This window comes from Sphingobacterium sp. GW821-FHT03E03, assembly GCF_059420745.1.
In genome coordinates this window covers 172,476-196,470 of record NZ_JBWKUH010000006.1, presented here as the reverse complement: position 1 = coordinate 196,470, position 23,995 = coordinate 172,476, and the positions used below count along the sequence as shown (strand labels likewise).

The following is a 23,995-nucleotide window of genomic DNA, read 5'->3' as shown; positions in this document are numbered from 1 at the left end:
GAAAAATAGATAAATATTTGGCTTAAATGAATAAAATGCTATTTTTGTTTGCAGAAGATCTTGACTAACAAATTATAAACTTATTATTAAGCCTTGCAAATTGTAAGGCTTTTTTATTATTTTCAATAAATTTTTGATTTCAATCTGTTATGCTTAAACCTATAAAGGTTGTTTTTTATTTTTCTTCTATTTTGTTTTGCGCACAGCAATCCTACGGCCAACAATCTAAATCTATATCGGGATTTATCAGAGATAGTATCAGTGGTGAAAATATTATTGGCGCTTTGGTCCGTAATGACACAGAAAAAAAATCGACGGCTTCTAATAAATATGGATTTTTTAGTTTATCCCTTCGTGGAGAGGAGGCCTTTTTGGAAGTTTCCTCAATGGGATATAGAACAAAGGTTCTACCCGTCCAAATAGGAAAAGACTCTACTTACATTGTGCAATTGGTACCCGAGGAAAATCAATTGGCTGAGGTGGTTGTCACTGGAAATAAAAGAAAATCGATCAAAGATTTGACTCCCGGTTTGACACAATTTAGCCCGAGGGAGATTGAGAAAGTTCCTGTATTATTTGGAGAGAAAGATATTTTAAAGACAATTCAATTGTTTCCAGGTGTGACAAGTGGAGGTGAAGGAAGTAGCAATTTTTATGTTCGTGGAGGTGGTGGAGACCAAAATCTGATTTTGTTGGATGAAGCCCCAGTTTACAATAGCTCTCACCTTTTTGGTTTCTTTTCAACCTTTAATTCCGATGCCATCAAAGATGTCAACTTTTATAAAGGTGGTGTACCCGCTCAGTATGGAGGGAAGATCTCTTCGGTCATGGAAATAACAACCTTGGATGGAAATAACCAGCATTTTAATGTTGAAGGGGGATTGGGATTAATAGCGTCACGACTGAAGGTCGAAGGGCCTATACAAAAAGGAAAGAGTTCATTTATGATATCCGGTAGACGTACCTATGCCGATTTATTCCTGAAGCTTTCAAGTGATGAGAATATCAAGAAAAGCGCATTATTCTTCTATGATCTTAATGCCAAGCTGAATTATAGGATTAACGATAAGAATACCCTTTATTTATCGGGATATTTCGGTAAAGATGCCATGGCATACCATGATTTATTTGACTTCAATTGGGGAAACGCAACCGGAACGATGCGCTGGAATCATGTCTGGAACAATCGCTTATTTAGTAATACTACCTTGATATTCAGTAAATTTAATTATCAGGTGAAGATTGAAGACGACAATAATTTCAAGATTCGTTCGGATATCTTCAATTATAACTTTAAACAGGATTTTCAATATAGCCTCTCGGACAGTCATAATTTAAAGTTTGGTCTACAGGCGGCTTTACAGGAGATTCGTCCAGCAAGTATCGAAGCTGGTGAGGATTCCAAAGTAAATTCACTGCATATTCAAAAGCGCAAGGGGCTGGACATTGCCGCTTACATTTCGGATGATTGGGCGATAAATGATAAATTTAAATTGAACTATGGTGTTAGGGCGACGGCTTATGCCGCTTTAGGACCGGGTATGTTCTATACCTATGATAATGCTGGAGAAGCTGTTGATTCAACCTATGTGGGAAATGGAGAAATGGGTAAAAAATATGTTTACCTGGAGCCACGTCTCTCTCTAAACTATGCCTTGAATGAATTGACAACATTAAAGGCTTCTTATAATAAAAATGTGCAGTATCTACATCAGTTGAGTAATACAACTAGCAGCTTACCCACAGATCAGTATGTATTAAGCAATAATACGATAAAACCGCAATTGTCAACACAGTATTCCCTGGGCTATTTTCGCAACTTTGCATCCAACAGGTATGAATTTTCTGTAGAAGGCTACTATAGAGACCTTAAAAATCAGATCGACTATAGGAATGGAGCGGATCTACAGGCCAATGAACTTTTAGATGGTGAACTGCTATTTGGAAAAGGAAGAGCATACGGCATTGAGTGGTTTATAAAGAAACGATTGGGAAGGCTGAGTGGATGGATAAGTTATACATTATCCAAAAGTGAAAGACAATTTGATCAGATCAATGATGGACAGTGGTTTAATGCGCGCCAGGATAAGATTCATAATATTGCTGTAGTAGCGCAGTATCAATTGAATCCGAGATGGAATCTAAGTGCAAACTTTGTATATTATACGGGTGATGCTGTAACAATGCCCGCAGGAAAGTACTTTGTTGACGATAGAACGATCTTCTATTATGATAAGCGGAATGGCCAACGTATGCCGGCCTATCACCGCTTGGACCTTGCCGCAACGTATGATATCAAGCGTACAAAAAACACTTATTCCAGTTTATCTTTCGGAATTTATAACGCATATAATCGAAAAAATGCTTATTTGATTGATTTTAGAGAGAAAGAAGGACAATCCAATGTGACAGAGATCTATAGGATAGCATTGTTTGGAACCATACCCTCCATTACTTGGAACTTTAAATTTTAACACAACATGAGAAAGATAGTAGGATTGATCGCCATAGCCTGGATAACTTTGATTGGTTGTGAAGATAAAATTGATTTGAAATTACCTGAAAACACGGGACAGCTGGTGATCACGGCTGATCTAATGGTGTCGGATCAACAACATGAGATCAGTATTCAAAAAGTCGTCAGTTTAAAAGAATCAATGTTGGCTCCGATAACAGATGCAGAAGTTTACGTAAGAAATCTGCAGAATAATCGCATGTATACCTTTTTGCCCGGAGCCAATGGTGTTTATACCAACAAGACATTGCGGCTACAGGAAAAGTCCAGTTATCGACTGTACATCAAAACCGCTGATGGAAAAGAAATTGAAGGAACTTCGACAGTGCCATCCTATGTAGACGTGGATTCGATAGGGCTTTCCGAACGGATCATATTTACAGATACCATCTATTATCCCACACTGGTCTTTAACGATCCTCCGGAAAAAGGAAATTATTATAAATATAAGATGTCTGTGAATGGGGGAGAGCTGCGCTTTATAGATGTGTTCAGTGATAAATATAATAATGGTCTGCAAGTACAACATGATATTGTCGACCGCGATAGAGATCTCAAGATAGGAGATAGGGTACGGGTTTTGCGTCAATGCATTGATCTTGGCGCATATAACTATTGGAATAGCTTCCAGATGATTAATCCTGGAGCAGCATCGCCTTCCAATCCGATTTCAAATCTTTCCAACAATGTTTTGGGATATTTTAGTGTGAGTGTGGGGAAATATTACGAATCTGAAGTGGTTTTATCAAGAACTAGGCCCTAATACTTATTCTAGTCTTGCTATTTGATATTGATTTGCTAGGAGAAATTCAATCGTTTTAGGTAAAGCATATTCAACTCGGGGAATGGCTTTGATATTGTCATGGAAGATGATGATCGAACCATTTTGTATGTTGGTAAGTACGTTTTCAAGGCATTTTTCAGGACTTAGGCTCTGATCAAAGTCACCGGACATGATATCCCACATTATCACACGATAATTTTTGTATAACTTTTTAAGCTGTGATTTTGTTGCTTTTGCATAAGGTGGACGAAAGAGATCGGTTTGTGTTAGCTCTTGACATTGAGTTACATTATCGATATAGACCTCGTCATTTGTATCCCAGCCTTTGAGGTGATTGTAAGTGTGATTACCCACTTGATGTCCTTCTTGTAAAATTCTTTGGAACAAATGTGGATTTTTTTTAATATTTTCACCAACACAAAAAAATGTTGCCTTGACCTGATATTTTTTTAGGATATCGAGTATAAAAGGTGTAATTTCAGGAATTGGACCATCATCAAAAGTGAGATAGACTTTTTTTTCCGTCCTCGGCATTTGCCAGATCGATCTGGGGTAAAACCAACGAAGGAAAAAAGGGGATTTGACAAAATACATAACCGATAAATGAAGTTCAAATCTATAAAAATTGTATGGTTCTACATATGAACATGAAAAGATTTTATTATTCTGCAGTAATATTTACTGGTTTTTTTCTTGGAACGAACAACCTAATCCAAGCTCAACAGGTAGTTGGGGTAGCCGAAGCTATACGCATGACTTTGGAACGTAATGTGCAAATTAAGCAAGCCGAATTGAGCAAAGATCTCGCTGCTCAGGACCTATTTCAATCAAAGAGTAATTTATTACCTGATTTAAGAGCTTCCGTTGATCAAAATTTCCGTTACGGCTTTGCCTTCGATTTGACCTCGGCACAAATTGTCAACAATGCATGGACTAGAACTACCGCTGGATCGGTAGGGTCTAGCGTGAATATATTTCAAGGTTTCCAACAAGTCAATCAAATAAAGGCAAATAAATTACAGCTGGAATCAGCAGCTACACAGGTGGATAAAGTGAAAAATGATCTTGTTTTAAATGTCCTTGTGAACTATTTAGAAGCCATCACCAATCATGAATTGATGGTAGCAAGTGAAGATCAGATTGCCTTATCGAAACAACAATTTTCATTAGACTCTATTCAGTTTTCTGTTGGGAATAAGACCATTGCTGATCTTGCAAAATCAAAAAATCAGGTCGCTACGAATGAATTGAACAAAGTAAATTTGAAGAATTCGTACGAGATGTCCTTATTAACTTTGAAACAATTGATGGAAATGCCTTCCGAAACAGTAATTTCTTTAGAACGCCCAAGTTTGGAATCTGTTTTGCTAAATGCAGTAGATAAAAATGCGATGGATGTATATCAGAAAGCATTAACAAGACAACCGGATATTCATAAATCTGCTTTGGATAAGGATGCCGCATTAAAGCAAATCGATATTGCCAAAGGGGGATACTACCCAACACTCAATTTGAGCGTAAGCTATGGTACAAATTATTCTTCAGCGACAACTCGACAAACTGACCCATTAGATATTACAACGATATATCGTGTACCTTTTAGCCAACAAATATCGGACAACAAATCATTTTTTACAGGTTTGTCACTTGCTGTTCCAATTTTTTCTAAGAATCAGAATAAGGTTAACGTTGCGAAAGCTAAGATTGGTTTAAAACAGGCGGAGGCTGCTGAGCAATTGGCAAAGAACAATTTAAATAAGGCCGTTAGTCAAGCTGTTTTGGACGTTAATGCCGCCAAACAAAAATATACTTCAGCAACGACAGCATTCGAAAGTGCTGAAACGGCTTACAAAGCAACCAAAGAACGATACGATATCGGCATGGCAAATTCCCTGGAATTATTTACGGCGCAAACCGAACGGAACAAAGCGGAATTTGATCTGATTCAAGCAAGATATAACGTAATATTCAGATCTAAGATTATTGATTATTACTTAGGAAATCCAATTCAATTCGACAACAATTAACCTATTTGATTAGCAAAAACAATGGCAAAGAAAAAACGTAGTGTAGTAAAGATTCTATTAATAGTCGTAGCGCTCCTGGCAATTTTTGTTTTTATCGGCTTTCAGGCCGGTTGGTTTGGAAAAGGAGAGATTACTAAAGTCGCTGTAGACGTTGTGAAGGAAACGGATGTAGATGAATTGGTGTCTGCCAGTGGAAAAATACAACCGGAAATAGAAGTTAAGTTGAGCTCGGAAGTTTCGGGTGAGGTTGTTGAACTAAATATCAAAGAAGGTGACTTTGTAAAAAAAGGACAAGTACTCTGTCGGATTAAACCCGATATCTTACAGTCTGGCTATGATCGCTCTGTAGCAGCGATGAATTCGCAACGTGCCAATCTAGCGGCTGCACAACAACAACTAAAACAGCAGGAAGAAAATTTCAAAAATGTAGCTGCAACTTACAAGAGAAACCAGGAGCTTTTTGAAAAACGGGTTATTTCCGCAGCTGAAATGGATAAGAGTTCTTCTGAGTACTTTTCGACCCTCGCAGCGATACAGGCTCAAAGAGAGACTGTAAAATCAAGTAGATATGGTATCGATCAATCACAAGCTTCTGTAAAAGAAGCTCAGGATAATCTGAACAGAACAACCATTTATGCTCCGACGGATGGTATTATCTCTTTATTGTCTATCGAACAGGGAGAACGTGTGGTGGGAACAGCGCAAATGGCAGGTACTGAAATTATGCGCATCGCCAATATGTCTTCGATGGAAGTAAATGTTGATGTCAATGAAAATGATATCAACAACGTCAGAGTAGGAAATCAAGCTGAAATTGAAGTAGATGCTTTTCAAGATAGAAAATTTAAAGGTATTGTTACCGAAATTGCAAGCTCATCCAAAAATATCGCAACGACAACAGCGGCAACCTCATCGACAGACCAAGTCACCAATTTTAATGTAAAGGTGCGTATTAGCGCGGAATCTTATCAGGATCTGATCAAAGAAAATGTCGCTTCGCCGTTCAAGCCTGGATTATCCGCTACTGTACAGATTTTTACAAAACATGATAAAGGCCTGGTTGTACCTATCCAATCGGTTACTGTAAGATCGGATGATAAAGATTCTACGAATACAAATAAGAAAATACAAGAATATGTATTTGTTTTAAAAGATCAGACAGTAAAACAAGTTCCGATCAAAACTGGAATTCAAGATGATAAAAACATTATTATTCTATCCGGATTGAAAAAAGGAGATCAAGTCGTTTCTCGACCATTTGATGCTATCTCTAAAACGCTAAAGGATGGTAGTAAAGTGGAAAAAGTAGATAAATCGGTGTTATAAAATTATATCGGTACAATATTTATAACAAAAGAGAGGTGTTTTTTAATACCTCTCTTTTTATTTTCCTTCTAATTTATTAAATTTATGCAACCCAATCCCTAACAGCTTATGAAAAGGCTATTGACTTATTTTAAATTTAACAAAACAGAGCAAAATGGGTTCTTTGTTATATTGGTGATAATCATCGTCTTTAGTATTATATATTCCCTTGTTAGTAGAGAAGATAAAAATGACCCGATTGCCCATCAAGCAAGGGTTTTTGAACAGTCATTTCATGATTCAACTGATGCCGAAGATTATCCAAATAAGAAATTTAAGGTAGCCGATGTTCATTTGGAAAAGAGGGTAGCTCGTTCAGGTCCGGATCCCGGTATAGAAAATAACGTTGTAGATACTAAGCTATTTTATTTTGATCCCAATAATTTATCTGTAGAAGCATGGCGCGAGCTTGGCCTCTCGGATAAGCAAATTGCTGTGATCAAGAACTACGAGAAAAAAGGTGGCCGGTTTAAAGATAAAAATGATGTTAGGAAAATGTATTCCATCAACGCAAAATTATACAAAAAACTAGAACCCTTTATCCGCATTAAAGTGGAGACAACAGGTCCAAGTACGGTAGCTAAGGCCCCCTTGCTTTACGATAAATTTGAAATCAATCATGCCGAACTTATAGATCTTAATACCTGTGACACAATAGCCTTGATGAGCCTCAAAGGGATCGGTGCAATTCTTTCTAAACGCATTTTGAAATATAAAGAGGTGCTTGGCGGTTTCTATCGGATAGAGCAGCTAAAAGAAGTTTATGGTGTCACTTCGGAAACATATGAACTCATTAAGGACTATATTACGGTGTCTAATGTAGAGGGAATCAAAAAAATCAATATTAACCAGATTGATGCCAATTCATTGGGCAAACATCCGTATCTTAGCCCAAAGGATGCGAAATTAATAGTTAATTATCGAGATCAACATGGCAATTATGCTAATATAGAAGATTTTACCAAGATAGGTACACTTTCAGATCTTGCTATTGCTAAAATCGCGCCGTATTTAATATTTGAGAATGATTCAAGATAAATTGAAACTGGAAATCCGGGATATTGTGGATTTTCCAAAACCGGGTATTGTATTCAAAGATATTACCCCCTTGTTGAAAGATGCTGAACTTTGCAATGAAATGATCGACGCGATTATTGACCAACTTCAAGGAATAGAAATTGATGCTATTGCAGGTATTGAAAGCCGTGGATTTCTTTTTGGATTTTTACTTGCCAACAGATTAGGATTGCCCTTTATTCCAATTCGTAAGCAAGGAAAATTACCATTTAAAACGATTTCTGAGTCTTATGCGCTAGAATATGGTCAGGCAACGATAGAAATTCATGAAGATGCATTCGAAAAAGGTAGCCGTATTTTGATCCATGATGATCTGTTGGCAACGGGCGGAACTGTCGTCGCAGCAAGCAAACTTATTGAAAAATTGGGCGGAGTGATTGCAGCTTATAGTTTTATCATTTCATTGGATTTTCTCAAAGCAAAAGGCAGATTGTCTCGATTTAGTGATACGATCTCCTCGTTGGTGAGCTATTAATGTAGAATTTAAGTGTTGATTTAGACGATATCATATGATACTCTTTGCAAATGCTAAAATAAATATTGGACTGCAGGTGGTTGCCAGGCGAACGGATGGCTATCATGAATTGAATAGCATTTTCTATCCCTTACCAATCTATGATATTATAGAGATACTGGAGACAGATGCACAAGATTCCGCGCTGACAATACAGGGGAACCACATACCCGGCGAATTCGCAGATAATCTCTGTTTAAAGGCGCATGCATTGTTAAAAAAGGAATTTGACATTCCTGCTGTCAGGATTGATCTAATCAAACAAATTCCAATTGGAGCTGGATTGGGCGGCGGATCTGCGGATGCATCGTTTGTATTGAAAGGACTTAATGAGCTGTTTAAACTAAATTTGACAAGTACACAGTTAAGGAGATATGCCGCGAAATTGGGGGCAGACTGCCCATTCTTTATTGCAAATACGCCCGTGTTTGCAACTGGGATAGGGACAGATTTTAAGGAGATACCGCTTGATCTGAATGAATACCATATCGCGGTTATTATGCCTGATATCCATGTCTCTACAGTCGAAGCTTACAGTGGAGTGAAACCGATGCCCTCAGATATTAATCTGGAAGAGGCGATCCGATTGCCTATTCAGGAATGGAAATTCCATATTCGAAATGATTTTGAAGAATCTATTTTCGAGCGTTATCCCTTGCTCAAAGAAATTAAAGATGCTTTGTATCATAAAGGGGCAATATACTCCTCTATGTCAGGTTCTGGCGCTGCAATCTATGCCATTTTTTGGAAAAAGATGGATTTAAGTGAGTTTTCCAAATATGGTAAGGTTTACTATCCCGTTGTGTTAGACAGATAATTAAAGTTTGTAAAAAGCAATAGGCCATACTTAGTTCTAAATGTATGCCTATTGCTTTTTTAGACTGATAATATTAATATTCTTCTTCTACTTTGTAATCTAATAGCTCACTGGCTTCTTTGAGGACCTTCTCTTTTCTTTCCTTGTTAAGTCCAAGAATATCCAGTTTATCCGGATTGTTTACAAGATCTTTTACCAAGATCAACTGATTTTTTAAGAGCTGCTGTTCTTCCAGGTCCGAAAGTGTGGTTAAACAGGTGACCGGATAAAAGACTGCTTTATCGACTCTTCTTTTGATACTATTCTCTTTTGGATAATCCCAAGAAAGCAAGTTGATGCCGTAATAAGTTGCAAAATCGATCGAATCTGATGTAAAGTAGGCATTAGTGATGAGCCAGCCTTCCTGAAACTGTAATTTTTTGCCAAAAAAATCATAATCAATTCCACTGATATCTTTGAACCTCGATAGGTAGTACATTGGTGTGGTAACGGAGATCTTGGCGTCAATGTCATTTCTAAACTTACACTCCGCTGTCATCAACTTACCGTCTTTATAAGCGACAACATCCAATTCATGGGAAACAGCATGACCTTGTACCGTCTGCCCAGTGGTGCTTTCATATCCGATTGAACGAAGCAAATGTGAGATGTATTTTTCAAAATAAAAACCCTCAGGTCCAAGATCACGTAAGGCTTTTTTTAGGCTGTATCGCGCGGCAAATGAGTTTCGAACGGTTTTCAGTGTATCGAAAGCCAACTGATATAACTCCCTGGTTGAAATCCCATCGTATATTTCACCGACAACACTATTATATACTTCGTTTACCTGATCGCTATTTGCTCCCGAACGGGAAAGAGAATGCCGTAAGGCGTCTCCATTAAAGGGTACTAATTCTCCAGAATATTTTTTGACTTGCATGGATGTTTAATTTGATAAATACGAATATAAGGGATGTGATCCGAGAAATCATATAAAAACTATTATTCTATTTCTAAACTTTTTTGGATCATAATTTGTTTACATAAAGAAACAATACTTAAATATAGATAATTATGAGTAACCTATTGCTATTTGCATTTGACAAGATTAAGGCTAAGATAAAAGATGATTGCATTGAGGAGAATATCGGTGCTTCCGAACGCGTGCTGTCTGTGATTGCGGGTGGCTTTATTTTGGGTTTGGGCGTAAAAAAGATATTTAAATCTCCACTGACTGGGCTTTCAGGATTGACCCTTGGTGGGACGTTAATTTATCGTGGTGTAACAGGACATTGTGATGTCAAAAAATTGCTGGAAGATAAAGATGTTAAAAAAGTTGAGGTAATAGAACACCGTTATTTTGTTAAATAACAGAGGGAATAACTGTATTCTGCTAATAAATAAACCAGCTTTTGTAGCGGCTTACCGATATTTTATTTGAAGATTTTAAGGTACACACTTTTTCTTGTTAGTAAGCTGTCATCATCATGTTGGTGCAATGACTCGGCTATAGATAGGTGGACTCAACGTTGAATAACTGGGGTTGTAGTAAATATAGAGCGAATATACTGGAAATTTGTGGGTTAAAATGTAGTGCAAAAATAAGCGGCCGAAAATTATCTTTTCAGCCGCTTATTTTTTTAAATCCTGCTGTTTAGTCAGCTATTTATACATTAAAACGGAAGTGCATAATGTCACCATCTTGCACAATATAAGTTTTTCCTTCTACAGCTAATTTGCCGGCTTCCTTTACAGCACTTTCTGAACCTAGACTAACAAAGTCATCATATTTGATCACTTCAGCACGGATAAATCCTTTCTCAAAATCTGTATGAATGACACCAGCTGCCTGAGGCGCTGTGAAACCAGTCTCAATTGTCCAGGCACGTACTTCTTGAACGCCTGCTGTAAAGTAGGTCGCTAAATTTAATAAGGAATATGCTGCTCTGATCAACTTATGGACACCAGATTCTTCTAATCCGAGGTCATCCAAAAACATCTTACGCTCTTCGTAACTCTCCAATTGAGCGATTTCAGACTCAATTTGTGCAGATATAACCAATACTTCAGCTTTTTCATCTTTCACGGCTTCTTTTACACGATCCACATAAGCGTTACCCGTATTGACAGAGCCTTCATCCACATTACATACGTAAAGTACTGGCTTTGCGGTTAACAAGGCTAAGTCTTGGATAAATTCAAAATCTTCGGCTTCAATAGGTGCTGTACGTGCTGACTTGCCTGCCTCCAAATGTTCTTTAACGACAGATAGGATGTCAAAGGTCTTCTTAGCATCTTTATCACCACCGGTTTTTGCCATTTTCTCAACTTTTTGGATACGCTTTACCACAGTATCCAAATCCTTAAGTTGCAATTCTGTATCGATGATTTCTTTATCTCGGATTGGATCTACCGATCCATCCACGTGGATGACATTACCATCATCGAAACATCTCAAAACGTGGATGATCGCATTTGTTGTGCGGATATTTCCTAAAAACTGGTTACCTAATCCTTCACCTTTTGATGCTCCTTTTACCAATCCGGCGATATCGACGATTTCAATGGTATTTGGAACGATACGTTGTGGATTGACTAACTCAGCTAATTTATTTAGACGGGCATCCGGTACGGTAATTACCCCAACATTTGGTTCAATTGTACAAAATGGAAAGTTTGCTGCCTGTGCTTTCGCATTCGACAGACAGTTAAATAATGTTGATTTACCAACGTTTGGTAAACCTACGATACCGCATTGTAAAGCCATATATAGTGCAAATTTTTGAAATTCCACAAAGATAGAAAATTCACTGTAATTTTTAACTATCTTGTGGAATGCTTCGATGGTACAAAATTGATAACGCCCAATTTCTAAAGGATAAGGGGATAACAGAGCATAATTTTGGCGGAAAGACCATTTGTCTTACTTGGTTTGAAGATCAATTGCATGCCTTCTCCAGGAAATGTCCCCATGCGGGCGCTCCGCTCAAAAATGGTTGGTGTGAACGGGGTAAAGTGATCTGTCCCTTCCATCGCCATGAATTTGATCTTGTAACAGGCAAGGGTAATCCTGCCCAACATGACTTTATCCATATTTACCCCGTTAAAGAGGAAGAAAACACCTATTATGTGGGTCTTGAGAAAGGATTTTGGCAAAGTTTTCTCGGTTTTAAAAGTAACTAAAGTATCATATCTCTTGATGCAATCGCATATCTAAGCAGTAAATAAGTATATTTGCTTTCGAAAACAAATTAAAAACATGCAGGGGAAAAAGATTGGTATAATTGGTAGCGGAAGCTGGGCGACGGCCATGATTAAGATGCTATGCGAAAATGACCAAGACAAACATATTTTTTGGTGGATTAGAAAAGAGGAGGATGCAGAGTATATTCAACAATTCAAACACAACCCGACCTATTTGAGTGGTGTTTCTGTTGATTTGAGTATTACAACCATCGATACCAATGCCAAAAATGTTGTTGTTAATTCAGATATTGTTATTTTAAATACGCCAGCAGCCTATTTAAAAGATGCATTGAGAGGAGTCACAAAAGAGGATTTTAAAGATAAAATAGTCGTGTCAGCCATCAAAGGGATTATTCCTAAGGATAACCTGATTATCGGCGAATTTTTGGAACAGCATTACGCGGTCGATATCGAACGGATCTGTGTGGTCGGAGGACCTTGTCATGCGGAAGAAGTCGCATTAGGCAAGCTTTCCTACCTGACATTTGGATGCAAAAATTTGGATAGTGCAGCACTGGTTGCTTCGTTTTTGTCTTCCAGAGTCATTAAAACGATCTTGTCAGAAGATATTTTAGGAATTGAATTTGGAGCGGTATTAAAGAATATTTATGCCCTTGCCGGGGGTATATGCCATGGGTTGGGCTATGGCGATAACTTTCAGGCAGTTTTGGTTTCCAATGCTATCCGCGAGATGCGTCGGTTTGTTGCTAAAGTAGATGGCGATACATCCCGAGATGTCAATACCTCAGCTTATTTGGGAGACCTGTTGGTTACAGCATATTCGCAGTTTAGCCGCAATAGAACATTTGGTAATATGATCGGTAAAGGGTATAGCGTGCAATCGGCTCAGCTTGAAATGAATATGGTGGCCGAAGGTTATTATGCTTCTGCTTGTATTCAGGAATATGCCGAAAAATATGCTGTCGAATTACCTATTTGTGATGCCGTATATCAAATTTTATATCAACATCAGCCTGCATCTAAAATTATTCAAGCCCTGAGCGAAAAATTAACATAAACTAGCGATAGAGTAGATGATTACAAAAGAAGCGATAGCTTTAGCTTATAAAGAAATTCAAGATGAAATATGCCAGGCTTTGGAACGCTTGGACGGTTCGGCCCGCTTTGAGGAGGAACTATGGGAAAGAGAAGGTGGTGGTGGTGGCCGAACACGGATTATTCAAAACGGCAATATATTGGAAAAAGGTGGAGTTAACTTTTCCGCTGTGCATGGCAAACTACCCGAGACAATAAAAAAAGCGTTTGGCGTCGATGAAGACGATTTTTTCGCCACCGGAGTTTCGATTGTCATTCATCCCAATAATCCGTGGGTACCGATCATTCATATGAACATCCGATATTTCGAATTGAATGAACAGATGCGTTGGTTTGGAGGAGGGATTGATCTGACACCACATTACGTGAATGAAGATGATGCGCAGTTTTTCCATCAACAATTGAAAACGGTCTGTGATAAACATAATCCGACTTTTTATGATGAATTTAAAAAATGGGCCGATGACTATTTCTTTATTCGTCATAGACAAGAAACCCGTGGAATAGGAGGGGTTTTCTACGATAAATTAAATACAGCGAAAACAGGTATGGCTATGGAAGATATCTTGGCATTTTCCTGTGACTTAGGTCGTAGCTTTGCACCGACCTATACTGCGCTGGTTGAAAAAAACAGAAATAAAGTATATAACGATACGCAGAAAAATTGGCAATTGATCCGTCGGGGACGCTACGTTGAGTTTAATTTGGTCTGGGATTCTGGTACTAAATTTGGACTGGAAACAAATGGCCGTATCGAGTCCATACTGATGAGTCTACCATCTCAAGCCAATTGGGTATACGATCATCACCCTGAAGAAGGCTCCGAAGAAGCCAAGACCTTATCCTTGTTGCGAAAAGGTATTAACTGGATTTCATAAAATCGAAAAAGAACTAGATGGTTTCATACCAAAAATTTACTTTAGAAAACGGCCTACGTGTGTTGGTACATGAGGATCATAACACAGCAATGGCCTGTGTAAATATATTGTACGATGTAGGTGCAAGGGACGAATCTCCGGAGCAAACCGGTTTTGCTCATTTATTTGAACACTTGATGTTTGGCGGTAGCGTCAATATCCCTAGTTTTGATACAGAATTACAAAAAGTAGGTGGTGAGAATAATGCTTTTACCAGCAATGATATTACCAATTACTATATTACTTTACCCTCTTCCAATCTGGAAACAGCCCTTTGGTTAGAATCGGATCGTATGTTAAGCTTAGCATTCTCTCCACAGAGCCTTGAAGTACAGCGGAATGTAGTAAGTGAAGAATTTAAACAACGTTATCTCAATCAGCCTTATGGGGATGCTTGGCTTAAATTGCGTCCTTTAGCGTATAAAGTGCATCCATATCGTTGGGCCACCATCGGCAAAGAGCTAAAACATATCGAAGATGCGACCATGGAAGATGTCAAGGCCTTCTTCAAATTGCATTACAATCCACAGAGTGCAATTATGGTTGTCTCGGGTGATGTTCATTATGAAGAAGTTAAATCCTTGGTTCAGAAATGGTTCGGCGATATTGATCCCGGTCAAAAATATAACCGTCAGCTACCGCAAGAACCGATACAAAAGGAACTAAGAAGGGAAACGGCTTTTGCTCCAGTACCACTAGATGCACTTTACATGGCTTTTCACGGACCGGCACGACTGGAAGATGGTTACTTTGCGATGGACCTACTCTCGGATATTCTTTCCAGAGGATCTTCATCAAGACTATACCGTAGACTAGTAAAAGAAGAGCGGCTTTTTAGTGAATTAAATGCTTATGTGATGGGTAGTATTGATAATAACCTGTTTGTTATTGAAGGTAAGCCTTCCGAAGGAATATCGTTGGAAGAAGCCGAACGTGCAGTATGGGGAGAACTCGATCTGTTGAAAAAAGAATTGGTGTCTAATACCGAGCTGGAAAAAGTTAAAAATAAAATCGAGTCAACAAATGTATTTGCTGAATTATCAATCTTGGATAAGGCAATGAATTTGGCCTTTCATGAGTTGCTTGGTGATGCCGATGGTATCAATACCGAAGTGTCGAAATATTTGGCTGTTACGGCCCAAGAAGTACAAGCACAAGCACAAGCTATTTTTAATCCCGAAAACGCATCAGTATTAATGTATAAAGCACAAGAGGAGGAGATACGACATGTTGGATAGAACAAAAGCACCTGAATTCCGTGAAATCGGTCATATAAGTTTGAAAGAACCTGTCAAAAAGCAGTTCGCAAACGGGTTGCCAGTGTATGTATTTCATTCTCCTGAACAAGAACTTGTCCGCATTGAATGGATTTTTGAAAATAAATACCTCGATGTACAAAATGAAAATCCGCTACTGAATAGTGCATTAAGTGCATTGCTAAAAGAAGGTACAATGAGCATGTCAAGTGCCGAGATTGCAGACAAAGTAGATTTTTATGGTGCATTTCTCGTCCCTGAATACTCCTTTGATGTAACCTCCTTGTCTTTGTATACATTGAACAGACATAGTCAGGTTTTGCTACCGCTTGTCAAAGATATACTGACAGAAGCATCTATTCCACAGGAGGAACTTGATACCTATCTACGTAACAACAAGCAAAAATTTCAGGTATCCATTCAAAAAAATGATTATTTGGCACGACGTAAGTTTTACAACTTGGTTTTTGGTGAAAGCAACCGTTATGGTCGTACGCCAAAACTAGATGATTATGATGCGATTAATCGTGATCAATTGATTGCATTGTATCAGAAAGAGATTGTACCGAGCAATTGTACATTGGTTGTGTCGGGAAATGTTTCTGATAATTTGATGAAAGAGTTGGAGCAGATTTTTGGATTCGAATGGCCCGACGATACAGCAGTCACTACGGCAAATAATCCTGTATTTATTCAAGATGCCGGTGGTATAGCTTATGAAGAAAAAGAAAATGCACTACAATCAGCTATTCGTCTGGGGAATCAAACCATTTCGAGAACCCATCCCGATTACCCTGCGCTACAATTTGTAAATACATTATTGGGTGGATTTTTCGGTTCGCGATTGATGCGAAATATCCGTGAGGAAAAAGGATATACCTACAGTATTGGTTCGGCGGTTGCGACCTTAAAACATACCGGCTTTTTAACAATTGCTACGGAAGTTGGTGTAGATGTAACAAATGCAACGTTAACAGAGATCGAGAAAGAAATCAACCTGTTGAAGACCACATTAGCCATGGACGAAGAAGTCGAGTTGGTGAAAACCTATATGGAGGGATCGATGTTGGGTTCTTTGGAGAGTATCTTTTCTCACGCGGATAAATTCAAAAATGTCTTGTTGAACGATATGAGCTTAACGTATTATTCTTATTACATGGAACAGGTCAAAAACATGACACCCGAGAAAGTTCGTGATATCGCAAATAAATATTTCGATTTTAACCAAATGATTAAGGTTGTCGTAGGTAAATTCAATCAGTTGGAACCGATTCATCAAGCGGTTGTAAATTAAATTTCACAGACTACAAAAATCAAATTCAACTTTGTATTTTTGGTTTTTGTAAAAAAAGCATACTATCCAGCATGGAATTAAAATTAAAGAGGCCATTGGTATTTTTCGATTTGGAGACGACAGGAGTTAATGTCGCGACAGATCGTATTGTAGAAGTATCATTTTTGAAAGTGGTGCCCAGTGGTGAAGAAACTGTATATACGAAGAAAATTAATCCAGAAAGACCGATTCCTGCAGAATCAACGTTCTTTCATGGTATTCGTGATGAAGATATCAAAGATGCACCAACATTTAAAGCCATTGCGGTAGAATTAGCGGCATTTATTGGCGATGCGGATTTGGCAGGATACAATTCAAATAAGTTTGATGTACCTATGCTTATGGAAGAATTTTTACGTGCAGGCGTAGATTTTTCGTTGGAAGGGCGTGCCTTTGTTGATGTACAGAACATCTTCCATCAAATGGAACAGCGTACTTTAAAGGCAGCGTATAAGTTCTATTGTAATGAAAATCTTGAAAATGCACATACTGCTGAAGCGGATGTTCGTGCTACGTATGAAGTCTTAAAAGCACAGTTGACAAAATACGAAGGATCAGCATTTGAAGATCGTCATGGCGTTGTATCTTATCCTGTTGTCAATGATGTTGCTGCATTGCACGATTTTACAAATTTAAGTAAACCCGTAGATTTTGCAGGCCGCATCGTATACAACGAAGATGGATTAGAGACCATTAATTTTGGTAAACACAAAGGAAAACCGATTGTAGAAGTCTTTGAACAGGAGCCTAGCTACTATGCGTGGATGCAGAACGGTGATTTTCCTTTATATACAAAAAAAGTACTGGAAAATATCTGGATCAGATATAAGAAAGAAAAAAGCGAGCAAAAAGCGAAAGCAGCTCCGACGCATTCAGTAGAAGATAAAAAAACTGCTAAAAAGGAATTCAATCAGCAAAAAGAGGAGAAACCTCAAAATATCTCTTTGGATATGTTGAAAGGATTGCAAGATAAATTTAAAAAATAACTTTATTAATAGCTTAGAAAAAGGATTATGGAATTCAAACAAGAAGTGGAGCATGTACAATGTCTGATTATTGGTTCAGGACCGGCGGGATATACTGCAGCAATTTATGCTGCCCGTGCGGATATGAAACCAGTGGTATATACAGGTATTGTACCGGGGGGGCAGTTGACACAAACCACAGAAGTGGACAATTTTCCGGGATATCCAAAAGGGATTACCGGTCCAGTTATGATGGAAGACTTACGGGAACAAGCTGAACGCTTTGGAACATCCGTACGCTTTGGTTATGTGACAAAAGTTGACTTCACAGGTGATGTACACCGCGTAGAAATTGATGGAACAGTTCAGGTTACTGCCGACACAGTGATTATTGCTACAGGAGCAACAGCGAAGTGGTTGGGCTTAGAATCTGAACAAAAATATAACGGTTTTGGTGTGTCAGCTTGTGCTGTCTGTGACGGTTTCTTCTTTAAAAATCAAGAAGTTGCCATCGTAGGTGCTGGCGATACAGCTGCAGAAGAGGCGACTTATCTCGCAAAATTGTGTTCGAAAGTACACATGTTGGTGCGTCGTGATGAGTTCCGCGCTTCTAAAGCAATGGTGCACCGCGTCATGAACACACCGAATATTGAAGTACATTACAACTCAGAGGCTAAAGAGGTTTTAGGGGATGGTCAAGTGGTGACAGGAATCCGTGTAATTAATAATAAAGATCAATCTGAGAAAGATCTTGAAGTAACAGGTTTCTTCGTTGCAATCGGTCATAAACCCAATACGGAGTTGTTTACTGGCGTATTGGAAATGGATGAAACAGGCTATCTTATTACCAAGCCAGATAGTACTGCAACCAATATACCAGGAGTGTTTGCCTGTGGAGATGTACAGGACAATATATTCCGCCAAGCGATTACTGCGGCTGGTACTGGTTGTATGGCTGCACTTGAAGCAGAAAGATATCTTGCTGCAAAAGAAAACGGAGAATAAGATCCTCCAAATCGTGGATACCTTTGGGATATCAACTCTAGCGAGGATGAAATCGCAAAAAAATTATAAACATAAGCCCGATTCGATATCGGGCTTATGTTGTTTTAGACCATTATCCTCTACAATAATCCTATTGATAGATTTATCTTACGAGAATAAATAATTTTTTTAGGGAAGAACTGTCACTAATACCCCGCTAATTGATCCTTCTCACACAATAAAGAGCCTTTTATAAGAAGATCATAAATAGTTTTCAAAAAGACTACTTATTTAGTAGTCTTTTTGAAAACTATTTATATATTTGTATTGTCGTTAACAATTGGCGTTGGCAACGAATATAAAATCTAGACTACAAATTTTGAACAAGTATGAAAAACGACTATCTAAAGCCGCTAAAAGGCAACCTAAAACCTATCCCAACTTTTAATCTCTTCCTCTTCATTTGTCGAATGCGAATGTGTAGTTAAGCACAACCATCTTTCTTGTTTATAAATCATTAGACAAGCAATTCGCATTTTAAAAAAACAAGAGTACCAAATGGCATTGGCACTTGTTTGCATATTCATATTAAATAGAACTGACAATGAAAAATTTCAGCGTACTTTCGTATGCTATTTTAGTCGTGCTTTTTCTCTATACATTCGTATCTGCGAAAGCACAGCAACCTCAACCGATTATCAACGCGTCCCTAATAGGTACAGTTATTGACGCAACGACCAAAGAACCCATTGAGGGGGTGACCATACAGTTGGAGGCTGTTACACATAGCGTAAAAACAGATCAGAAAGGGAAATTCCAATTCGTAACCGGGCAAAAACTCCCTTTTACATTAATCTTAACTTTTGTTGGCTACCAGAAGAAAAGAATAATCGTCAACACATCACCGGCAATTATTGAGTTGGTTCCTTCATCTGAAGATCTGGAGGAGGTTGTCGTGGTGGGGTACGGTACTCAAAAGCGCCGTGATCTGACGGGAGCTGTGGCATCTTTGCCAGAAAATCTGCTCCGGCAGCCTGTTTCTTCGCTAGATCAGACCTTGAAAGGAGGTGTCTCCGGTGTTCAGGTTACACAAACTTCGGGACAACCCGGCGGAGGGGTGAGCATCCGCATTCGGGGTGGGGCTTCCATACAAGGCGGAAATGAACCACTGTATGTCATCGATGGATTTCCAGTCTACAACCAGACAGAAAGCACTGGTGTGGGAAGCGGTACCCCTGTCAATCCGCTGGCCAGCATAAATCCAGCAGATATAGAAAGCATTGAGGTCCTAAAGGATGCGGCTGCAACAGCAATATATGGATCTCGTGGAGCAAATGGCGTTATCTTGGTCACAACTAAAAAAGGTAAGGCTGGCCATGTACAATTGAACTATGACGGTAGTATAGGCGTACAGCGTGTGCTCAAAAACATTGATGTCTTGAATGCCCATGATTTTGCTATCCTTCGTAACGAAGCCTTATATGATGCTAATCCCAGCTTAGGTCCATATCAATATCGTAAACAGGCAGAGATAGATCAATTGGGCGAAGGAACAAATTGGCAAAAAGAAGCTTTTCGGACAGGTAACATACAAAATCATCAACTTGCACTGTCTGGTGGTGCCGAAAAAGTACAGTATTTCCTCGGTGCCAATTATTTTGATCAACAGGGTGTTATCGCAAATACAGATTTCAAACGCTTGGGGTTCCGTTCCAATATCAATACAAATCCTTTTGACCGTTTGCAGGTAGGAGCCAATGTATCTATCAATAAAACCAATGCACAGATTGCCCCAACGGGTATTGTCAATGCCTTGCTCATTATGCCTCCCACAGCAACAATCTACGAGCCAAATGGTGGGTATACGTTACGCAATCCATTTGAAAATATTTTTGCAAACCCCATTGCGACATTGAAAGAAACCACAAATACATCAAATGGTTTACGGATTCTGGGTACTTCCTTTGCGCAGTATCGTATATTAGAGGGGCTACAAGCTAAAGTGCTTTTTGGGGTTGATCTCAACAACCGCGATGATAAATTCTATCTACCATCCTACATCTATGAAGGGAGCGGATCAAAAGGTGAGGCAAGTCTAGGAAATTTAGATGGAACATCCTGGTTGAATGAAAATACCTTAACCTATACCGGCGCTATTGGACAGCATAATTTTAATGCTTTGCTTGGTTTTACACAGCAGGAAAATAAAAATGAAGTTTTTAGGGCTGGAGCACAGAATTTTGTTACAGACGATTTGCTTTTCAATAGCCTACAAAGTGGTTCCACCATTATACGCCCTTCTTCGGATACCTACAATTGGGTGCTACATTCGTACCTGGTGCGGGTTAATTATAATTATGCCAATAAATACTATGCATCAGCGAGCATACGTCGCGATGGAAGTTCCAGATTTGGTGCCGACAATAAATGGGGTAATTTCCCCTCATTGGCATTCTCCTGGCGTGTAGCGAATGAGCCTTTTTTTAAGCAAACTTTTCCCGGCGTCAGTGATTTTAAGATACGCACCAGTTTCGGTACCACAGGAAATCAGGAGATCGGTCAATATCAGTCGCTTTCAACCCTGTATAGTTTAAATTACCTCTTTGGAAATAACCTGGCCACAGGCTTTGCCTCGCAACGGATACCCAATAAAAACCTGGGCTGGGAGACGACCTTTCAATATGACGCTGGTTTTGATCTTGCTGTCCTGAACAATAGACTACAGTTTACGATTGATTATTATTATAAAAAGACAAAGGATCTATTACTAAATGTGGAGATCCCCTGGACTTCGGGTTATGCCACTTCATTGCAAAACTTTGGTTCAGTTTCCAATAAAGGCGTGGAGTTTGGTTTGAAATCAAAAAATTTACAAGGTAATCTGAGCTGGAATACCGACCTGAATGTTTCGTTTAACCGCAATAAAGTACTAACTATCGGTGAAGGTGCGATATCTTATATTTCTGGAAACTATATTATTAAAGTCGGTGAGCCCCTGGGTACTTTTTATGGTACCGTTACCGACGGTATTCTACAGTTGGGAGAGGAAAGTAGTAAAGGCGCATTGACGGGAAATGCAAATCCAAAGGCCGGGGATCGCTTATATAAGGATATTAATGGAGACGGTCAATTTACAACCGCCAATGATCGCACGCTAATTGGTAATGCACAGCCTGATTTTATATTCGGTATCAGCAATACTTTTTCCTACAAGGGGTTTGATCTCTCTTTCTTGATTCAGGGAACAGTTGGTAATGATCTGCTGAATATCAACCGTCAAAATCTTGAGATGTTTACAGGACAACAGAATGCATCCATCGATGCACTTGACCGTTGGACCGCGAGTAATCCAAGTCAACTGTATCCTAGAGCGAAACTAGATCCCGCTCCTATATTTTCGGATCAATTTGTTGAAAGTGGTTCATTCGCACGATTGAAGTCCTTACAACTTGGCTATAGCTTTCCAAAAGAATGGTTAAAAAATGCGCACATTACAAATCTGAATCTGTATCTGGCGGCGCAAAATCTATTGACCTGGACGAGTTATAAGGGATTTGATCCGGAGGTAACTTCGGGCAGCAATGTTCAGATTGGGACGGATGCCGGCATTTACCCAGCTGCCAAATCCGTTTCCTTAGGTGTTTCCTTAACCTTTTAAGTTTTACAGATACCAATGAAAAAAATATATTTCAATCTTACCGTAGTATTGATTTTGCTGACAGGGATATCCTGCTCAAAATTGACAGAAAACCCCGAAAGCACATTAGTTTCGGAGCAGTTTTACCTCGATCAGGGGCAAGCCGTTGCCGCAGTAACAGGTACTTACCGCAAATTGTATGAGACAGGGCAGTCCCTTTACAACAGCCTTTTCCAGATTGGAGTAGAGATGGCTACAGATGATTATGAAGCTGGACCCAGAGCACGAAATGCCCATGTACGTGCCCTAAGTAATCTGACCCATGATGCCTCAAATGATCGAATGGAGCAACTCTGGAAACAGAGTTACGATGCAATTAATGCATCAAACCTAAACATTGTCCATATCGAAGCGATGACACAAAATCAGATTGATGCAACGGTACAGCAGCGTTTGATCAATGAGGCAAAATTTCTCCGTGCACTGCACTACTTCAACCTGGTACGCTGGTTTGGTCCAGTTCCACTTGTGGTACGTCCTATAGAAACCTTATCCACACAAGAGCTGTATGTGACAAAGGCCTCTGAAGATGATGTGTATGCACAGATCATAAATGATCTGAAAGCGGCCGCCGGTCTACCGAATTATAAGAATTATAGCGATGCAGATAAGGGACGCGCTACATCCGGCGCGGCCAGAAGTCTTTTGGCTAAGGTATATCTAACGCGAGCGGATTGGACAAATGCCAAACTGTTTGCTCAGGAGGTGATTGATAAAGAGGGTTATGCACTTTTTCCGAGCTTCGCTGATGTCTTCGATATAGAGAAAAAGAATGGTGTTGAACATATTTTCTCGGCACAGTTTAAAGGGAACAGTGGCTATCAGGGCAATTCATTGGCCAGTCGTTCGGCACCAGCCGATATACCCGGTATCAATGGGGATTATGCCGACGCCCTACATGCCGAAGGTGGGCTTTACAAAAGCTTCGTAGCAACCGATAAACGTCTCCCCATCACATTTACAACTGGCATGACATCACCTACTGACGGAAAATACTACGCATTGGCTAAGCCACAATTCAATAAGTATTATGATGAGACCGTGGTCGGTAACCAATCACAGTCCGCTAAGAATACACCCATCATCCGTTATGCTGAGGTCTTACTCATTTTTGCTGAAGCGGAAAATGAGTTAAATGGTCCAACGAAGGAAGCAAGAGATGCAATCAACGCAGTACGTACAAGGGCAGGGGTGGAGAACGTGCTGGATAAGGAGAATAAAGATAGTTTTCGGGAGCTTGTATTTGAAGAACGCCGCAAGGAATTGGTGTATGAGTACCAGCGCTGGTTTGACCTCGTACGTCGGGGAGCAAACTATTACATCACGAAACTCAAAGCAGCGGGGAAAATAAACGCAGCAGCAAGACACCTTCATTTTCCAACTCCGCAGCGAGAGCTGAATTTAAACCCAAAACTGGTCCAACATCCGGATTGGTTGACGAAATAATAAAGATATAAGTTCAA

The 23,995-nt window shown here is 39.2% G+C and carries 20 protein-coding genes; 17 read left to right on the top strand and 3 right to left on the bottom strand.

Features of this window, described 5'->3' with window-relative positions; translation table 11 throughout:
- The first annotated feature begins 149 nt into the window (after nt 1-149).
- Together AC07UV_RS10085 and AC07UV_RS10080 are read left to right on the top strand one after the other, a co-directional pair.
- The gene (locus tag AC07UV_RS10085) at nt 150-2,474 is read left to right on the top strand and encodes a TonB-dependent receptor (protein WP_495183603.1); all 2,325 of its coding nucleotides are present in this window, start codon (nt 150-152) and stop codon (nt 2,472-2,474) included.
- Between the two features lie 6 nt (nt 2,475-2,480).
- The gene (locus AC07UV_RS10080; RefSeq protein WP_495183602.1) at nt 2,481-3,278 is read left to right on the top strand and encodes a DUF4249 family protein; all 798 of its coding nucleotides are present in this window, start codon (nt 2,481-2,483) and stop codon (nt 3,276-3,278) included.
- 3 nt (nt 3,279-3,281) lie between these two features.
- Here AC07UV_RS10080 and AC07UV_RS10075 read toward each other — a convergent pair whose 3' ends face one another.
- Nucleotides 3,282-3,833, bottom strand: coding sequence for a polysaccharide deacetylase family protein (locus tag AC07UV_RS10075; RefSeq protein ID WP_335995681.1), 552 nt, complete (start codon nt 3,831-3,833; stop codon nt 3,282-3,284).
- 113 nt (nt 3,834-3,946) lie between these two features.
- On the opposite strand from AC07UV_RS10075, the gene AC07UV_RS10070 reads away from it, so the two are divergent.
- The 5 genes from AC07UV_RS10070 to ispE all read left to right on the top strand — a co-directional run bounded on the left by AC07UV_RS10070 (nt 3,947) and on the right by ispE (nt 9,099).
- Nucleotides 3,947-5,326, top strand: coding sequence for a TolC family protein (locus AC07UV_RS10070; RefSeq protein ID WP_282254177.1), 1,380 nt, complete (start codon nt 3,947-3,949; stop codon nt 5,324-5,326).
- Nucleotides 5,327-5,347: 21 nt separating this feature from the next.
- Nucleotides 5,348-6,652, top strand: a complete 1,305-nt coding sequence (locus AC07UV_RS10065) for an efflux RND transporter periplasmic adaptor subunit (protein ID WP_282254178.1) — start codon at nt 5,348-5,350, stop codon at nt 6,650-6,652.
- 108 nt (nt 6,653-6,760) lie between these two features.
- Complete coding sequence (locus AC07UV_RS10060) at nt 6,761-7,729, top strand: helix-hairpin-helix domain-containing protein (RefSeq protein ID WP_495183601.1); 969 nt, start codon at nt 6,761-6,763, stop codon at nt 7,727-7,729.
- On the top strand, nt 7,716-8,243 hold the full coding sequence (locus AC07UV_RS10055; RefSeq protein WP_120257369.1) for an adenine phosphoribosyltransferase: 528 nt from the start codon (nt 7,716-7,718) through the stop codon (nt 8,241-8,243). The genes AC07UV_RS10060 and AC07UV_RS10055 overlap by 14 nt, the downstream gene beginning before the upstream one ends.
- A 34-nt stretch (nt 8,244-8,277) precedes the next feature.
- Complete coding sequence (gene ispE / locus AC07UV_RS10050) at nt 8,278-9,099, top strand: 4-(cytidine 5'-diphospho)-2-C-methyl-D-erythritol kinase (RefSeq protein WP_495183600.1); 822 nt, start codon at nt 8,278-8,280, stop codon at nt 9,097-9,099.
- A 73-nt stretch (nt 9,100-9,172) separates the two neighbouring features.
- On the opposite strand, the gene AC07UV_RS10045 is transcribed toward ispE, so the two are convergent.
- On the bottom strand, nt 9,173-10,018 hold the full coding sequence (locus tag AC07UV_RS10045; protein WP_282254183.1) for an ATP cone domain-containing protein: 846 nt from the start codon (nt 10,016-10,018) through the stop codon (nt 9,173-9,175).
- A 134-nt stretch (nt 10,019-10,152) separates the two neighbouring features.
- Here AC07UV_RS10045 and AC07UV_RS10040 point away from each other — a divergent pair, with 134 nt between their 5' ends.
- The gene (locus AC07UV_RS10040; RefSeq protein WP_282254184.1) at nt 10,153-10,449 is read left to right on the top strand and encodes a YgaP family membrane protein; all 297 of its coding nucleotides are present in this window, start codon (nt 10,153-10,155) and stop codon (nt 10,447-10,449) included.
- Nucleotides 10,450-10,744: 295 nt separating this feature from the next.
- On the opposite strand, the gene ychF is transcribed toward AC07UV_RS10040, so the two are convergent.
- Entirely contained in the window at nt 10,745-11,845 is a 1,101-nt protein-coding gene (gene ychF, locus AC07UV_RS10035) for a redox-regulated ATPase YchF (RefSeq protein ID WP_495183599.1), read from the bottom strand.
- 68 nt (nt 11,846-11,913) lie between these two features.
- Between ychF and AC07UV_RS10030 the strand changes: the two genes are divergently transcribed.
- The 9 genes from AC07UV_RS10030 (at nt 11,914) to AC07UV_RS09990 (ending at nt 23,978) form a co-directional block, all read left to right on the top strand.
- On the top strand, nt 11,914-12,261 hold the full coding sequence (locus tag AC07UV_RS10030) for a Rieske (2Fe-2S) protein (RefSeq protein WP_495183598.1): 348 nt from the start codon (nt 11,914-11,916) through the stop codon (nt 12,259-12,261).
- A 76-nt stretch (nt 12,262-12,337) separates the two neighbouring features.
- Entirely contained in the window at nt 12,338-13,342 is a 1,005-nt protein-coding gene (locus AC07UV_RS10025) for an NAD(P)H-dependent glycerol-3-phosphate dehydrogenase (protein ID WP_120257375.1), read from the top strand.
- 16 nt (nt 13,343-13,358) lie between these two features.
- Entirely contained in the window at nt 13,359-14,258 is a 900-nt protein-coding gene (gene hemF, locus AC07UV_RS10020) for an oxygen-dependent coproporphyrinogen oxidase (protein ID WP_282254188.1), read from the top strand.
- Between the two features lie 17 nt (nt 14,259-14,275).
- Complete coding sequence (locus AC07UV_RS10015) at nt 14,276-15,535, top strand: M16 family metallopeptidase (RefSeq protein ID WP_495183597.1); 1,260 nt, start codon at nt 14,276-14,278, stop codon at nt 15,533-15,535.
- The gene (locus AC07UV_RS10010; protein WP_282254190.1) at nt 15,525-16,847 is read left to right on the top strand and encodes a M16 family metallopeptidase; all 1,323 of its coding nucleotides are present in this window, start codon (nt 15,525-15,527) and stop codon (nt 16,845-16,847) included. The genes AC07UV_RS10015 and AC07UV_RS10010 overlap by 11 nt, the downstream gene beginning before the upstream one ends.
- A gap of 71 nt (nt 16,848-16,918) precedes the next feature.
- Nucleotides 16,919-17,872 (top strand): exonuclease domain-containing protein, encoded by a 954-nt coding sequence (locus tag AC07UV_RS10005; protein ID WP_495183596.1) that lies wholly within the window; start codon nt 16,919-16,921, stop codon nt 17,870-17,872.
- Between the two features lie 27 nt (nt 17,873-17,899).
- The gene (gene trxB, locus AC07UV_RS10000) at nt 17,900-18,856 is read left to right on the top strand and encodes a thioredoxin-disulfide reductase (RefSeq protein ID WP_282254192.1); all 957 of its coding nucleotides are present in this window, start codon (nt 17,900-17,902) and stop codon (nt 18,854-18,856) included.
- Between the two features lie 583 nt (nt 18,857-19,439).
- Nucleotides 19,440-22,493: a SusC/RagA family TonB-linked outer membrane protein gene (locus AC07UV_RS09995; protein WP_495183595.1), complete on the top strand. Its 3,054-nt coding sequence runs from the start codon at nt 19,440-19,442 to the stop codon at nt 22,491-22,493.
- A 15-nt stretch (nt 22,494-22,508) separates the two neighbouring features.
- A complete protein-coding gene (locus AC07UV_RS09990; protein WP_495183594.1) occupies nt 22,509-23,978 on the top strand; it encodes a RagB/SusD family nutrient uptake outer membrane protein in 1,470 nt (489 codons plus the stop codon).
- Nucleotides 23,979-23,995: the final 17 nt, after the last annotated feature.

Bases quoted from the DNA above. Each gene is read 5' to 3' on its own strand.
- AC07UV_RS10045 (WP_282254183.1), bottom strand. From the start codon at position 10,018: ATGCAAGTCAAAAAATATTCTGGAGAATTAGTACCCTTTAATGGAGAC.
- AC07UV_RS10070 (WP_282254177.1), top strand. From the start codon at position 3,947: ATGAAAAGATTTTATTATTCTGCAGTAATATTTACTGGTTTTTTTCTT.
- AC07UV_RS10080 (WP_495183602.1), top strand. From the start codon at position 2,481: ATGAGAAAGATAGTAGGATTGATCGCCATAGCCTGGATAACTTTGATT.
- AC07UV_RS09990 (WP_495183594.1), top strand. From the start codon at position 22,509: ATGAAAAAAATATATTTCAATCTTACCGTAGTATTGATTTTGCTGACA.
- AC07UV_RS10015 (WP_495183597.1), top strand. From the start codon at position 14,276: ATGGTTTCATACCAAAAATTTACTTTAGAAAACGGCCTACGTGTGTTG.
- AC07UV_RS10065 (WP_282254178.1), top strand. From the start codon at position 5,348: ATGGCAAAGAAAAAACGTAGTGTAGTAAAGATTCTATTAATAGTCGTA.
- ychF (WP_495183599.1), bottom strand. From the start codon at position 11,845: ATGGCTTTACAATGCGGTATCGTAGGTTTACCAAACGTTGGTAAATCA.
- AC07UV_RS10030 (WP_495183598.1), top strand. From the start codon at position 11,914: ATGCTTCGATGGTACAAAATTGATAACGCCCAATTTCTAAAGGATAAG.
- AC07UV_RS10060 (WP_495183601.1), top strand. From the start codon at position 6,761: ATGAAAAGGCTATTGACTTATTTTAAATTTAACAAAACAGAGCAAAAT.
- trxB (WP_282254192.1), top strand. From the start codon at position 17,900: ATGGAATTCAAACAAGAAGTGGAGCATGTACAATGTCTGATTATTGGT.
- AC07UV_RS09995 (WP_495183595.1), top strand. From the start codon at position 19,440: ATGAAAAATTTCAGCGTACTTTCGTATGCTATTTTAGTCGTGCTTTTT.
- AC07UV_RS10025 (WP_120257375.1), top strand. From the start codon at position 12,338: ATGCAGGGGAAAAAGATTGGTATAATTGGTAGCGGAAGCTGGGCGACG.
- AC07UV_RS10040 (WP_282254184.1), top strand. From the start codon at position 10,153: ATGAGTAACCTATTGCTATTTGCATTTGACAAGATTAAGGCTAAGATA.
- hemF (WP_282254188.1), top strand. From the start codon at position 13,359: ATGATTACAAAAGAAGCGATAGCTTTAGCTTATAAAGAAATTCAAGAT.
- AC07UV_RS10005 (WP_495183596.1), top strand. From the start codon at position 16,919: ATGGAATTAAAATTAAAGAGGCCATTGGTATTTTTCGATTTGGAGACG.
- AC07UV_RS10055 (WP_120257369.1), top strand. From the start codon at position 7,716: ATGATTCAAGATAAATTGAAACTGGAAATCCGGGATATTGTGGATTTT.
- AC07UV_RS10085 (WP_495183603.1), top strand. From the start codon at position 150: ATGCTTAAACCTATAAAGGTTGTTTTTTATTTTTCTTCTATTTTGTTT.
- AC07UV_RS10075 (WP_335995681.1), bottom strand. From the start codon at position 3,833: ATGCCGAGGACGGAAAAAAAAGTCTATCTCACTTTTGATGATGGTCCA.
- ispE (WP_495183600.1), top strand. From the start codon at position 8,278: ATGATACTCTTTGCAAATGCTAAAATAAATATTGGACTGCAGGTGGTT.
- AC07UV_RS10010 (WP_282254190.1), top strand. From the start codon at position 15,525: ATGTTGGATAGAACAAAAGCACCTGAATTCCGTGAAATCGGTCATATA.